Below are 13063 nucleotides of genomic sequence, written 5' to 3'. Positions count from 1 at the left end.
GGCTCGTTTGGTTTTTCAGCAAATGGGCAATGATTTCTATTGTGCAGACATTCTATATACATCAAAGGAACTGAGTAAATTATGAACGAACAGGATACCCAATCGCCATCTAATTCAGAATCCACGACGCATTCCAAGAATGCGGAGGACAAGATTGAAGAACTTCACAAACTCACTAACCGACTCGCGAATGAACTCGAACGTTCACGAATCGCACAGTATACGGAATTACTGAACCGGCCGTGGAAGCTGATCGGACTTAATCTGTTGTCCGGCGCCGCAAGGGGCGTGGGAATCGCCATCGGTTTTACTTTTTTTGCAGCAACGATCATTTACGTGTTACAAGTGCTTGGTGCGCTTAATCTGCCCATCGTGGGTGATTACATCGCAGATATTGTACGGATTGTGCAGCGACAGCTGGAATTGAACACTTATTAGTTTACCCGTGGGTTAATATGAGTCGTCTGACTCGACATCTGGTTCTAACAGACCATCACCTTCACGGTTCTCTAGGTACTGTCGATATTGCCGATTACGTACGATGGACACGTCATGGCCGTAGATATCGGTTGCGACAAAGCTCTCATATGCCTCAACGCAGCCCTCCACTTCGTCAGTGGCTTCAATCGCCATAACATCATAACTGTCGATGTCGCGTCCCTCAGCCATAGCCGGAGTATTGGAGGTGCCCCAACTTTCAACAATCTGCCATGCATCTTCGCCGTCGAAGCCGTTCTGGTCGTCACGTTCATCCAGGCTTGTGCGGCCAAAGGCAGGAGCGAGGAATTCTTCCTCGATAGGACGATTTTCGGAGACAACGGTTTCCGGTTGATGTTTTTTGCAGTATTTGGTGTAAGGAACAGCTTGCATGCGTTCATAGGGGATAGGTTGCTGACACATGGCGCAAGTTCCATAATGGCCTTCTTCGATGGAATGCAGGGCAGAATCGATGCGCTCCAGTTGAAATTCATCATGCTCCAGCAGAGAAATATCCTTTTCGCGCTCATACATCTCGGTAGCTACATCACCTGGGTGATTGTCAATCGGTGATAATTCACCTGTTTGAAGCTTCATGGAATCACCAAGACCATAATGTTCGTTTTGCTCCAGTCTATGTTCAATGTCACGCTTTTCGGTTATCAGTTGGGAACGTAACGATTGCAGTTGTTTAGCAGTGAAATGTGACATCATTTTCCCCTTTCTGTTCCGTATGGACTCCGGATTTTAACTCTGTTGTAGGATGTACCATTTCGTGCAGAATTACAGAAGGGAAATGTTATCGTTTTTGCCATCCGGGCTGGGGCTAACCGCGTCGTGGACGATTTCCAAACAGCTGTGCTACAATGAACAAGTCTGGCGTAAAGCCTGGTATCGTTTGGAAAAGACAAGAACGGAGTGACAAACAAACGTGGTGTATTATATCCTCGCTTTTATCGTATTTTTAGTCGATCAGGGAACGAAGTTCCTAATTGCAACCCGGATGGAACTTAGAGATGAAATTCCGGTGATTGGCAATTTCTTTGTCATCACATCACATCGTAACTCAGGTGCAGCTTTTGGTATTTTGCAGGATCAACGCTGGTTCTTTATTGTAGTTACACTGGTTGTCGTGGTGGCTTTGGTTTGGTATTTGCAAAAGGTAAAAGATACTCCGCACAAATTGCTGCCCGTGGCGCTTAGTTTGGTGCTTGGGGGAGCCATTGGTAACTTCCTGGATCGGGCTTTGACCGGAGAAGTGGTCGATTTTATCCAGCTTAATTTTGGTAGCTATACGTTTCCCATTTTCAACATAGCCGACTCGGCGATCTGTATCGGTGTGGTACTGATTATTGTAGAAACGTTGCTTGAAGGACGGCGCGAGAAAGCAGCCGCAAAGGTCGAAGGGAATGAACATCATGAGTAAAACGCAAAATGAAGAACAGAATAACGGAGATACGTCAACGCATGACGATGAACTCTTGAATGGCAATGATCGTATGGAATGGACGGTTGCCGCTGAACATAAAAAAGAACGAATTGACAAATATATTACAGAATCCATGGATAACGTATCGCGCTCCCAAGTTCAATTGTGGATCGGAGACGGATTCGTAACGGTGAACGGAGTTAAAGTCAAAGCTAACACCAAATTATCTGAAGGTGATCTGATAGAGCTTCTGATCCCTGAGCCGACGACTGTGGAGATTATTGCTGAAGATATTCCGCTTGAAGTGGTGTATGAAGATAGTGATTTGATCGTTATTAACAAACAGCGTGGCCTTGTTGTACATCCAGCACCAGGGCATACGTCAGGAACACTTGTTAATGCACTGATGTATCACTGTAAAGATCTCTCAGGCATTAACGGCGAGCTGCGTCCCGGTATTGTGCATCGGATTGATAAGGACACATCAGGTCTAATTATGGCTGCCAAAAATGATCGTGCTCACGCCTCGCTGGCTGCTCAGCTCAAAGAGCATAGTGTGAATAGACGATATATTGCACTCGTTCATGGGCATCTTAGCCATGATCAGGGTACGATTGATGCACCCATTGGTCGAGATACCAATGATCGCAAAATGTACACCGTTACAGAGCGTAACAGTAAACATGCGGTTACGCATTTCACCGTCACGGAGCGCATCAATGACTACACGTTGTTGGAACTGAAATTGGAGACAGGGCGTACCCACCAGATTCGTGTTCACATGAAGTTCATTGGTCATCCGCTTGTTGGAGATCCGACGTATGGTCGTAACAAAGGAATCAAAATGCAGGGACAAGCCCTGCATGCTGCGATTCTCGGTTTTGTACATCCAACGACCGGAGAATACCTTGAATTTACAGCTCCGCTTCCGCAGGATATGGAAGATGTTCTAGCCTCACTGCGTAGCCGCTGACAGCTCGAGAAAGTACAAATGTTCGGATAATTTGTCCATGGTTTTGAACGCGCAAATGCTTCATATTAAAGTGTAGAAATTTGCGTCAAATGAGGAGATGAACAAAATCATGAGTATCGATAAATATCAGGAAACGTACATTCAGACTAATTTTGCCGACCGTATTGGCGGCTCCAACTATGGTAAAGACACCAACATCTATAAATTCGAGAAAATCAAACGTGCCAAAGCTTCGGCTAAAAAGGATTTTCCCAATGTAGAATTGATTGACCTCGGCGTAGGTGAACCAGACGAGATGGCAGATGCAGGCATCGTAGCTGCATTGGCGGAGCAAGCCTCCAAACCTGAAAACCGTGGATACGCGGATAACGGTATTCCTGAATTCAAGGAAGCGGCAGCTGCTTACCTGAAAAATGTATTTAATGTTGAAGGTATCGATGCATCAACTGAAATCGTGCATTCCATCGGTTCCAAGCCAGCTTTGGCGATGATGCCTTCTTGCTTCATCAATCCAGGTGATGTAACGATTATGACGGTGCCAGGGTATCCGGTTATGGGTACACACACCAAATACCTGGGTGGTGAAGTGTTCAACATTCAATTGACCAAGGAGAACAACTTCCTGCCAGATCTGTCGGCTATTCCGGAAGATATCGCGAAACGTGCAAAGTTGCTCTATCTGAACTATCCGAATAACCCAACGGGCGCGAGTGCTACCGTGGAGTTCTTTACGGAAGTGGTTGAATGGGCGAAGAAATACAGCGTAGTCGTTGTACATGATGCTCCATACGCAGCATTGACTTATGACGGCAAAAAACCGTTCAGCTTCCTGTCTGTACCTGGTGCGAAGGATGTGGGCGTGGAATTACACTCCCTGTCCAAGTCCTACAACATGACAGGTTGGAGAATTGGTTTTGTTGCAGGTAACCCGCTTGTTGTCAAAGCATTCAGCGACGTGAAAGACAACAATGACTCTGGTCAGTTCATCGCGATCCAAAAGGCTGCTGCTTATGGATTGAACCACCCGGAAATCACGGAAAAAATCGCCGAGAAATATTCCCGTCGTCACGACCTGCTGGTAGCTGCACTGAACGAGCTGGGCTTTCAGGCTGAGAAACCTAAAGGTTCCTTCTTCCTTTATGTTGAAGCTCCAAAAGGTATTGTCGGAGGTCGCCGCTTTGAATCAGGCGAAGACTTCTCCCAGTTCCTGATCCGTGAGAAACTGATCTCTTCGGTGCCTTGGGATGATGCAGGTAACTTTGTTCGTTTCTCCGTTACCTTTGAAGCTAAAGGGGAAGAAGAAGAGAAACGTGTTATCGCTGAAATTAAACGCCGCCTGAGCGACGTGCAATTCGAATTTTAATTAATTCACATAATCATAATGATGTAAAGTAAAGAAAGAAGAGACCGGAAACGGTCTCTTTTTTTATGCAAAAAAATATAATTTCTCCCTGTAATACCTTTACAAAATTATACAAGCAACATATGATTAGATCTTTACGTTATTTATTATAGTCAGAAGTTGCTTTTGAAGGGAGTTATGGAAATTGTTATCATCTCGTACCAATACCGTGTCCACACCTGCTGCAGGGACAGGCAATACCGTTTCAGGCTTGCTTAAACTATTGAGACCAAAACAATGGACCAAAAATTTGCTGTTGTTTGCCGCGCTACTTTTTTCTTTTGAGGAGATTCGGACGGAGACCATTCTATCGACTTTGCTAGGTTTTATTTTATTTAGCCTTGTTGCAGGCTGCGTTTATATTTTAAACGATTATGTAGATCGCGACAGAGATCGTCAGCATCCAGTGAAGATGTTCCGTCCCCTTGCTTCTGGACAGGTCAACCCGGCTCACGCCTTGTTGTTCGGAATTCTGTTATTAATTCTTTCCGTCGGGACAGCCTTCGTGATGAACCCATTATTCGGAGTATTATGTATTGTTTATTTCCTATTGAATGTGTCGTACTCATTTGTACTCAAACATCTCGTTATTTTGGATATGATGACCATTGCGGCTGGATTTGTGCTTCGTGCGATTGCAGGCGGTGTCCTGATCCATGTGCCATTTACGCCGTGGTTCCTCATCTGTACGATGCTGCTGTCCCTGTTCCTGGCTATCGGCAAACGGAGGAATGAACTCACCCTGCTTGAGGGAAATACTGGTTCACACCGTAAAGTATTGGATAACTACTCGATAACGTTATTGGATCAGTTCAATACCATTGTCACAACGGCGACCATTATTAGCTATTCGCTCTTTACGTTCACATCCGATCGTACCATTCATTTAATGTGGACGATTCCTTTGGTTATATACGGCATGTTCCGCTATCTGTATCTGATTCATATGAAGAACCAAGGTGGTTCCCCAGATCGAGTTCTATTTGAGGACAAGCCCATCTTGATCACGGTCATTTTGTATGTCATAAGTGTTATTTCGATTTTTGCTATTTTTGAATAAAAGTTTGAGTCTGGAAGGTAGAGGGGATCAGGGTGAAAAGCACGAAAATCGCCATCTTTGATATTGATAAAACGATTATACGCAGAGATTCCATGTTTCAGTTTGTACATTACGGCGTTCGCCGTTACCCATGGCAGGTATGGAGATTGCCTGTAATTGCATTTCATACCGCGCTGTTCAAGGCAGGTCTGATGACGGTTGAGCGTGTCAAACGTTCCTATTTCAAAAGCATTGAACGCATGTCCGAAAATGATCTGGAGCATTTTTTTGATACACGATTGCGTACTGCCATTTTTGCGGAGGCAAGTGTAGAGATGCAGCACCGTAAGGAAGCAGGCTATCATGTATTGCTGGTGACCGCATCTCCGCATGCCTATATGAAATATTTTAAAAACTTTCCCTGGGTGGATCATGTCATTGGTACCGATCTGGTTCGTCACTCGAATGGCTATACCTGTAGGATTGATGGCAGCAATTGCAAAGGGGATGAGAAGGTTCGTCGAATTCAGGCCTATCTGGATGAGAAAAAGATGGTGATTGATTATGATCAATCCTGCTCCTACTCCGACTCCTTATCAGATCTTCCAGTGATGCAGTTGGTGAGTCAGCGATACTTTATTAACAAGCGCGTGCCAGAGATGGAGGCATTGTCGTGGGGGAGATAAAAGGGCGCCATACAGGCAAGCTGTTGATGCTGGTCTCCGCTTTTCTTACAGCGACAGGCCAATTGTTCTGGAAGTGGGGGCTGACCGAGTGGATCTATCTGGGCATCGGCTTTCTCTGTTATGGGCTGGGTGCCATTTTGATGATCAAGGCTTTTGCTTTGGAAAAGCTGTCTGTGGCCTATCCTTTGATGTGTGCAAGCTATGTGTTTGCGCTGATCTATGGATACTTTTTGCTAGGAGAAGAAATTACGGTGCAGAAGTTGGCCGCTGTTGTGCTGCTTGGAATTGGGGTGACGTTGACCAGTGTTGATCGATAGCTGGATGATTGCTGTATTAATTGCAATGACCCTGTGTGGAGCGATGGGGGGAGCGGGTTTGAAAGCCTACGCTACCAGCCGCAAAAAGCTGCATGTTTTAATGGGGCTAGGATTCTATGGTACAGGTGCGCTGCTGAACATTGTATTGTTGAAATTTCTTCCCTTAACTGTTGTGCTGCCAGCCAATGCGTTAACGTATGTGTGGACGCTCATTATAGCGCGGTTTGCCTTTAAGGAAGCAGTGGGTCCTTTGCGCTGGATCGGTGTCACTTGTATTATGGGCGGGTTGTGTTTATTGGTTTTCTAGAATAATGAAACTGGATGTGAATGCATGAAATTTTTGGACTACATATTTTATAATCGCAGGACCAATTGGACGGCATTTGGCCTGTTTGCGGGTTTTGCTCTTTTTTACGCTCTCATGAATGGACCTTACGTGACGTACATTGCGAATCACGCAGAGCTACTTGGGTCATACACGCCATTTAGTACGACGCAGTTTCCACTTAATTTATTTAACTTCGATCCTTCCATGTATTACGGAAGCAACAGTTCTTCGGTTATTCATCCGTTAATTTCATTTCTAGCGGTCACGCTTGAAGCAGGTGCTCAATTGCTGGGCGGGAATTGGTTCTTTCTTGTCCTGCAGTCCCTTGTGAATGCGGGTTCGGTTGTGCTGGTGTTTCTGTTTTTAAATCAAAAAGATAAACAAATCACCACACCGTTACTTTTCGCTTTATTGTTCGGTTTCAGCTCCTATCTGATGTTTACCGCGTTGATTCCGGATTCGTATCCGTACGTACAGTTTGTTATCCTGTTCTCTGTGCTGTATATGCAATACACCCGTGAACGGAAAGATGTCCGTTACATCCCGAATGCGCTGCTGGCATCCATCAACTTCGGACTGACGTCGACCAACATTGTACCATTTGCGGCAGCCATGTTTTTCAATTTGCGTACGTGGCGTAACAAGTCTGGTTGGAAAAAGTATATCGGGATTATGGCACTGGCCGTTGCCTTCATCGTAGTATTGACAGGAATCCAATACATCGCGTTTGGCGGTCGCAGTTGGGTCAGTAACTGGCTGCTTGGCATTCAAAATGGGGGAACAAGCTATGCCACTCCATTCCAGTTCGCAGCTCATTGGAAAGCTCTAAGTTTGCTAACGATTAATCCGATGCTGTCACCGAAAGTGCATTTGCTGGACCCGGGTATGGTCGCGTTTGTAACAGATTTGACCCGTTCCAATCCGATCTATGTTCAGCTTACGGGTATATTTATCCTGTTGCTGGCGCTTACTGGGTTTTTCAAAGGCATCCGTGAACGGGAAGTGTGGACTCTTGTGCCATATATTCTGTTTGCCTTTTTACTTCATATCGTTGTTGGTTTCGGGCTGGCGGTATTTCAATACGATATGTACCTGTACGCAGGACACTATCTGTTTGCGTTTTTCCTCCTCGGTGGGGGCTTCGTCATCGGTCTTCGTCAGGGGCTGGGTAAAAAAGTGCTAATAGGCTTGATCATGGTATGTATTCTCGTCACCGCAGGCAACAACATCTACCGTCATGTAGAAACTTTAACAACCATTAAGCAGTCCTATGATCAGTTGGAACAGGAACGTACAGTGAAATAATCAGAGATTTTAATTATCTTTATAATGAGACAAGGCCATTGGACTTTAAATCCAATGGCCTTGTCTTGTTTGGTATGATTCATTCGATATGTGCATGTTGGTATAAACAAAAGACCCACTGCGTTGATTACGCAGAGGGTCTCACGGACGATTTTAAGCTATGATTTTGGTCTTCTTGGCATTCTCGGCTGAACGTTTGGTGAGACTGCTGAGTGGACGTTTCAAAGCGAGAGCAACGATGAGACTCAGCGCGATGAACATGCACAACCACAGAATATCCTTGATGGCAGTCGACCACAAGATGCCGCCGACCGACTCACGCAGTAGACTAATCGCATACGTGAAGGGCATGAACGGATTCAATGCCTGGAAAAAGGGCGATGTCATGCTGATTGGAAACGTACCGCCGGAGCTGGAGAACTGAAACACCATGAAGATGATCGCGATCCCTTTTCCGATATTCCCAAAAACGGACAGCAGGGTGTACGTTATGGTGACAAATACGGCACTCACCAGCATGGCAAACAAGACAAACCACACTTTATCTGCGACATAGGTGCCGAGGATCAATATATCTCCCAGGCTGACACAGATCGCTTGAAGCAATCCAATAGTCAGAAAAGTGGCAAGACGTCCAAGATACAACTCGTATCCCCGGAACTTGCCTTCTGGATTCTCAGCTTCGGCACGAAGCAGGGAAATCAGTAGCGTTGAGCCGACCCACAAGGACAGCACGCCATAAAATGGTGACATGGCTGATCCGTAATTCGGAATCGGGTAAAGCTGTTGTTCCTTGATTTTCACCGGACTTGCTAGGAAAGCACTCTCTTCTTCAATGTCGCCGCGCAAAAGCTTGGCGAGCTCGGCAAACTGGTTATTACCTTCGACTTCTCTAAGTTTGTCTGCTGCCTTGCTGATGGCACTTTCCAATGCTGGCAAATCATCACGTACAAGCGTGGCAACACGATGTACTCCTTGTTCGACCTCCGGAAGCTGGTTCTGTACAAAATCGGATGCCTTGCCTATCTGTTTCTCGGCATTGGGCAGATCGTTCCGAACAAAATCAGCCGCTTCATTCAGCTTGGTCCCCAGCTTGGGCAGATCGTTTCGAATTAATGAAGATACTGTGTTCAAAGCTTGGATGAAGCCTTCACTTTTATTCGCGAGTGTCTCCGATATCTCATGAATCTTAGATTGTATTTGAGGCAGTTCGCTCTGGATTTTTGTCAATTCAGTCTGCCCAAACGTAATCCCTTCTTTGGCTGACGCAAGAATGTCCGCGATATCCGGAATTCGATCTCTTGCTCCCTGTAGTGTATCTGCTGAAGTGGAAAGGATAGACCTCAGCTTATCCGCACCAGCCGCAAGAGCCGGCGATATTTCGCTCTCGTAGGTGTTCATGATATTGCCAATGCCGCTGCTAATGTCCTTGGAGAGAGCATTTAACTGGGCGATGACGTCTGCGGGCGGAGTTGTATTACGACGCAGAGCATCACTGATAATCCCTGTCAGGCGGATTTGCAGCTGAAGTTTATCTAAAATGGTGTTCAGCTGCGTAATTTTATTAGCAAGTGGATGGTTTGGAAGTAAGTTGTCGATTTTGCCCAGTAGTTCTGCCATACTGTCGACGAGTCTTACTGCAATCCCCAAACGGGCAGCGATCCGGTCCAGATCTTCTGCTGTCGGCAGGTTATTAAGATCTGTATTCTGCAATTGCCCAAATACGTCTGATGCAGCGTTTGAGATTTGCTGCACCAGCAGCAGGTTTTGCCGAATCGCCGGGCCTATAGCCTGAAATGCTTCTTCACTGGAATCCACAAAGTGATTTAAGCCTTCGGCCAGCTCAATCCCGTTACCAGCGATTTGGGATACTTTATCCAGATCTTGCTCTGCGGCCGTTACGATAGACAGAGCCTTGTCGGTTTTATCCAGGGCCGTTTGGATGACACCTGATACCTGACCAAAGTTTGCATCCACTTCTTGAATACGTTCTACGGCTTTTTGAATATCGGGAATACGCCCCTGAATAGCCAAAACCTCGGATGCTGCATCATTAATTTGTGGCCAATACTCCTGCACCTTGAGCACATACTTTGCGGCTTCATTGATTTCAGGCAGTTTTTTTTCGATCTCGACGATCTTTTGAGCATCTTTTACGATACCAGGCATGGCTTTTTCTACTTCCAGTACCTTTTGACCTGCAGCTTGTATATCCGGAAGATTTTTCTCCAGCGTGAATATGCCATTCTCCATCTTGCGCAAAGTTGGAAGCTGGGCATTGATCTCAACTCCGGCTTCCTTCAATTTGGTTAGAACAGCCTGACTGACGGCTTCAGTGAAATTTTCATTGATTTGTGTTGTTATCGCAGATACACCGGAACCCGTGATTTTTGGAGCGATGGCATTAACCTTCTCATTAACGGTATAGATTACCTCTGGGCGCTCCAGCTTCCCGTCAACGATACCTGTAATTTTGGTTGAAAAGTCCCCAGGAATGAGCAGGCTTGCATAATACTCTCCTGTTTGCACACCACGATCAGCCTCAGCCTGGCCCACAAAAGTCCATCCCAGCTTTTCGTTCTGTTTCAGGCTGGACACCAGTTCGTCTCCAATATTGATATTAGTTCCTGCAACAGTTGCACCCTTGTCCTCGGTTGTCACCGCAATTTTGATCCCTTGGGTGTTGCTGTATGGGTCCCATACGGACTTCACGTTGACCCAGTCATACACCCCGGGTAGTAAAATAATAGCCACAATTAGAAAAATACCTGTGGGAACCTTCAAAATATGCAACCAGTCTGTTTTGTAAACTTGCCAAATGTGACGCATAACTTCCTCCTAAATGTAAATAAATGTAGGTCTTATCTTATTTCTATGTCGCGTATTTGTAAATCCTTATGTATATCGGCTTTATTGAAGCATCTATGAATTGTTTCATGTTTATAAACTTTACCCATTTCGCTGGGTACTAATGCAGAGCCTTCATGTATTCCGTGTTTCTGGACGTTGAACTCTAAAATTAGACTCTGTCCCAACGTTGAGTATAGTCAGAGGATTATTTTGGCTGTAAGATTCTCCGCAATTGCCTATGGATAAATATACAGAATTATTGTATAATTATGAATAACGAATGAAATGTGATGTGTTTGGATGTTTTTCAGCCGAACTGCTGATTCTAAGGGAATACAGTAGAGGAATTTCGCCTGTGATGTTGAGGTGTTGACAGAGGGTTGTCTTTCTGTCATAATTCATGAAGACAAACGGACATATTGAGTACAGAACCCTGTGAGGTCCTGCAATATGAACGACATGAATAGCACCTTTAAATCAGTCCCGTGAGACTGGCAAGGTAACGTGAACGATACATCGTTTTTTGCTGCGGCAAATCAAGCGATGCATCCCGAGAGTAAACTTTCTTCAGAGCGGTCTGAAGTTCGGAGACTCCTTGCCAATGAACACGGCAAGGAGTCTTTTTTGTTCTCCTCGTCACGGGGCCATGATCTGAAAGGTAAATCCTGAGGAGGCTGAACGCATGAGCACAGAGACACATGTCATTATGGATGAAACCGCGATCCGCCGCGCATTAACACGGATTGCCCATGAGATTTTGGAAAAAAACAAAGGTATTGAGGGTTGTGTACTTATCGGAATTCGAACACGGGGTGTATACCTCGCAGAACGGATCGCCGCCAAGATTGAAGAAATCGAAGGTACACCGATCCCTTGGGGAGAACTCGATGTGACCCCTTATCGCGATGATCGCTTGGAAGAGAATAAAGCGAATCGCAAGGAACTGTTGACGATGACACCTGAATCACTTTCAATTCATAACAAAAAAGTGATTTTGTTCGATGATGTGCTCTATACCGGACGTACGATTCGCGCAGCGATGGATGCCCTGATGGATTGTGGAAGACCACAGAACATTCAGCTGGCGGTTCTCGCAGATCGCGGACACCGGGAACTTCCGATTCGACCTGATTTTATCGGCAAGAATGTGCCGACTTCTAAATCAGAGGAGATCGAGGTTGCACTGATAGAAACGGACGGACAGGACGAAGTCAAGATCATTCAGAACCGGGGGGAACAGGCATGATGATTACACAACTAGCATTGAAGGACCGGAGCTTGCTTGGCCTTAAGGACCTTAGCCGCGATGAGATCGACTCCATTCTGAACAGAGCAGCACACTGGGAAGCGCAGAAGGAGAAACTGGTTCCTATACTGGAATCCCACTTCGTAGCCAACATGTTCTTCGAGAACAGCACGCGTACTCGCTTCTCATTTGAGATGGCAGAAAAACGTCTGGGTGCACAAGTACTGAACTTCACGGCGGCTGCATCAAGCGTGGAGAAAGGTGAATCCATCTATGATACGGTACGCACACTGGAGTCCATGGGCATTGACGCAGGAGTGATTCGGTTGAAACCTTCGGGTGTTCTGCAACAACTGGCTCAGAAAGTGAATGTTCCACTGGTGAATGCCGGAGACGGGAATAACGAGCACCCTACCCAGGCGTTGTTGGATCTCTACACGATGCGGAAGGCTTTCGGTGAGCTGAAAGGTTTGCGTGTGTCGATCATCGGAGACATCCTGCATAGCCGGGTAGCTCGCTCCAATCTGTGGGCACTGCAAAAGTTTGGTGCGGATGTGCGCTTCTGCGCACCGCAAACGATGCAGGCACCGGAGCTCGCAGAACACGCGCCTTATGTAGGTCTGGAAGAAGCACTCGATGCGGATGTAATCATGATGCTCCGAGTTCAACTGGAACGTCATAAACATGGCCTGATTACTTCGGCTGAGGATTATCGCGAACACTACGGATTGACGGAAGAACGGGCATCACGCCTGAAACCAAGCACAATCATTATGCACCCTGCTCCTGTGAACCGAAATGTCGAGGTAGATGACGCGGTAGTGGAGAGCGCAGCATCGCGGATCTTCCCGCAGATGGCAAACGGTGTTCCAATCCGCATGGCGGTCATGGAACGTGCGATGAAACTGTAACAGGGTCTGGCTGTGGGTCATAGGCTGACGGGACGGAAGTTCTTATAGAGCAATGTGAGGGTACACGATAAAGAAAATCACCCGGCTTGTCTGGCAAGTC

The 13063-nt window shown here is 46.1% G+C and carries 14 protein-coding genes; 12 read left to right on the top strand and 2 right to left on the bottom strand.

The genetic code is table 11. From position 1 onward, the window contains the following. The first annotated feature begins 81 nt into the window (after window positions 1–81). Entirely contained in the window at window positions 82–438 is a 357-nt protein-coding gene (locus BLS14_RS18820) for a DUF5665 domain-containing protein (protein ID WP_063567857.1), read from the top strand. A 12-nt stretch (window positions 439–450) separates the two neighbouring features. On the opposite strand, the gene BLS14_RS18815 is transcribed toward BLS14_RS18820, so the two are convergent. Next, the gene (locus tag BLS14_RS18815) at window positions 451–1188 is read right to left on the bottom strand and encodes a TraR/DksA C4-type zinc finger protein (RefSeq protein ID WP_090953432.1); all 738 of its coding nucleotides are present in this window, start codon (window positions 1186–1188) and stop codon (window positions 451–453) included. Window positions 1189–1252: 64 nt separating this feature from the next. Here BLS14_RS18815 and BLS14_RS32670 point away from each other — a divergent pair, with 64 nt between their 5' ends. The 9 genes from BLS14_RS32670 (at window position 1253) to BLS14_RS18775 (ending at window position 7956) form a co-directional block, all read left to right on the top strand. After that, the gene (locus BLS14_RS32670; protein WP_157258414.1) at window positions 1253–1399 is read left to right on the top strand and encodes a hypothetical protein; all 147 of its coding nucleotides are present in this window, start codon (window positions 1253–1255) and stop codon (window positions 1397–1399) included. A gap of 9 nt (window positions 1400–1408) precedes the next feature. Continuing rightward, window positions 1409–1903 carry a signal peptidase II gene (gene lspA / locus BLS14_RS18810; protein ID WP_024628399.1) on the top strand — a complete coding sequence of 165 codons (495 nt, stop codon included), beginning with the start codon at window positions 1409–1411 and terminating at the stop codon, window positions 1901–1903. Next, a complete protein-coding gene (locus BLS14_RS18805) occupies window positions 1896–2879 on the top strand; it encodes an RluA family pseudouridine synthase (RefSeq protein ID WP_090809957.1) in 984 nt (327 codons plus the stop codon). Before lspA ends, BLS14_RS18805 begins: the two co-directional genes overlap by 8 nt. 109 nt (window positions 2880–2988) lie before the next feature. Then, complete coding sequence (locus tag BLS14_RS18800) at window positions 2989–4242, top strand: LL-diaminopimelate aminotransferase (protein WP_063567860.1); 1254 nt, start codon at window positions 2989–2991, stop codon at window positions 4240–4242. 184 nt (window positions 4243–4426) lie between these two features. Further along, the gene (locus BLS14_RS18795; RefSeq protein ID WP_371121651.1) at window positions 4427–5341 is read left to right on the top strand and encodes a decaprenyl-phosphate phosphoribosyltransferase; all 915 of its coding nucleotides are present in this window, start codon (window positions 4427–4429) and stop codon (window positions 5339–5341) included. A 32-nt stretch (window positions 5342–5373) separates the two neighbouring features. Continuing rightward, complete coding sequence (locus BLS14_RS18790) at window positions 5374–6006, top strand: HAD-IB family hydrolase (RefSeq protein ID WP_079696187.1); 633 nt, start codon at window positions 5374–5376, stop codon at window positions 6004–6006. A 26-nt stretch (window positions 6007–6032) separates the two neighbouring features. Beyond that, window positions 6033–6323 (top strand): EamA family transporter, encoded by a 291-nt coding sequence (locus BLS14_RS18785; RefSeq protein ID WP_090810048.1) that lies wholly within the window; start codon window positions 6033–6035, stop codon window positions 6321–6323. Next, a complete protein-coding gene (locus BLS14_RS18780; RefSeq protein ID WP_231952438.1) occupies window positions 6310–6630 on the top strand; it encodes a DMT family transporter in 321 nt (106 codons plus the stop codon). The genes BLS14_RS18785 and BLS14_RS18780 overlap by 14 nt, the downstream gene beginning before the upstream one ends. Window positions 6631–6654: 24 nt before the next feature. Continuing rightward, window positions 6655–7956: a DUF6080 domain-containing protein gene (locus tag BLS14_RS18775; protein ID WP_090953431.1), complete on the top strand. Its 1302-nt coding sequence runs from the start codon at window positions 6655–6657 to the stop codon at window positions 7954–7956. 153 nt (window positions 7957–8109) lie between these two features. Here the strand turns inward: BLS14_RS18775 and BLS14_RS18770 are convergent, their stop codons facing one another. Beyond that, entirely contained in the window at window positions 8110–10785 is a 2676-nt protein-coding gene (locus BLS14_RS18770; RefSeq protein ID WP_090953429.1) for a YhgE/Pip domain-containing protein, read from the bottom strand. 703 nt (window positions 10786–11488) lie between these two features. On the opposite strand from BLS14_RS18770, the gene pyrR reads away from it, so the two are divergent. Together pyrR and BLS14_RS18760 are read left to right on the top strand one after the other, a co-directional pair. Then, on the top strand, window positions 11489–12052 hold the full coding sequence (gene pyrR, locus BLS14_RS18765; protein ID WP_072734474.1) for a bifunctional pyr operon transcriptional regulator/uracil phosphoribosyltransferase PyrR: 564 nt from the start codon (window positions 11489–11491) through the stop codon (window positions 12050–12052). Further along, on the top strand, window positions 12052–12963 hold the full coding sequence (locus BLS14_RS18760) for an aspartate carbamoyltransferase catalytic subunit (RefSeq protein WP_090953848.1): 912 nt from the start codon (window positions 12052–12054) through the stop codon (window positions 12961–12963). Before pyrR ends, BLS14_RS18760 begins: the two co-directional genes overlap by 1 nt. Window positions 12964–13063 lie beyond the last annotated feature (100 nt).

The sequence above is a fragment of the Paenibacillus sp. OK060 genome, from assembly GCF_900101205.1.
GTDB classification, from domain to species: Bacteria; Bacillota; Bacilli; order Paenibacillales; family Paenibacillaceae; genus Paenibacillus; species Paenibacillus marchantiae.
The sequence above is the reverse complement of the archived record's forward strand: the minus strand, read 5'-3'. Positions and strand labels throughout refer to the sequence as shown.

What these genes read in the sequence shown, in the direction of transcription:
- BLS14_RS18820 (WP_063567857.1), top strand. Translation starts at nt 82, where the DNA reads ATGAACGAACAGGATACCCAATCGCCATCTAATTCAGAATCCACGACG.
- BLS14_RS18815 (WP_090953432.1), bottom strand. Translation starts at nt 1,188, where the DNA reads ATGTCACATTTCACTGCTAAACAACTGCAATCGTTACGTTCCCAACTG.
- BLS14_RS18805 (WP_090809957.1), top strand. Translation starts at nt 1,896, where the DNA reads ATGAGTAAAACGCAAAATGAAGAACAGAATAACGGAGATACGTCAACG.
- BLS14_RS18800 (WP_063567860.1), top strand. Translation starts at nt 2,989, where the DNA reads ATGAGTATCGATAAATATCAGGAAACGTACATTCAGACTAATTTTGCC.
- BLS14_RS18785 (WP_090810048.1), top strand. Translation starts at nt 6,033, where the DNA reads ATGCTGGTCTCCGCTTTTCTTACAGCGACAGGCCAATTGTTCTGGAAG.
- BLS14_RS18775 (WP_090953431.1), top strand. Translation starts at nt 6,655, where the DNA reads ATGAAATTTTTGGACTACATATTTTATAATCGCAGGACCAATTGGACG.
- BLS14_RS18770 (WP_090953429.1), bottom strand. Translation starts at nt 10,785, where the DNA reads ATGCGTCACATTTGGCAAGTTTACAAAACAGACTGGTTGCATATTTTG.
- pyrR (WP_072734474.1), top strand. Translation starts at nt 11,489, where the DNA reads ATGAGCACAGAGACACATGTCATTATGGATGAAACCGCGATCCGCCGC.
- BLS14_RS18760 (WP_090953848.1), top strand. Translation starts at nt 12,052, where the DNA reads ATGATTACACAACTAGCATTGAAGGACCGGAGCTTGCTTGGCCTTAAG.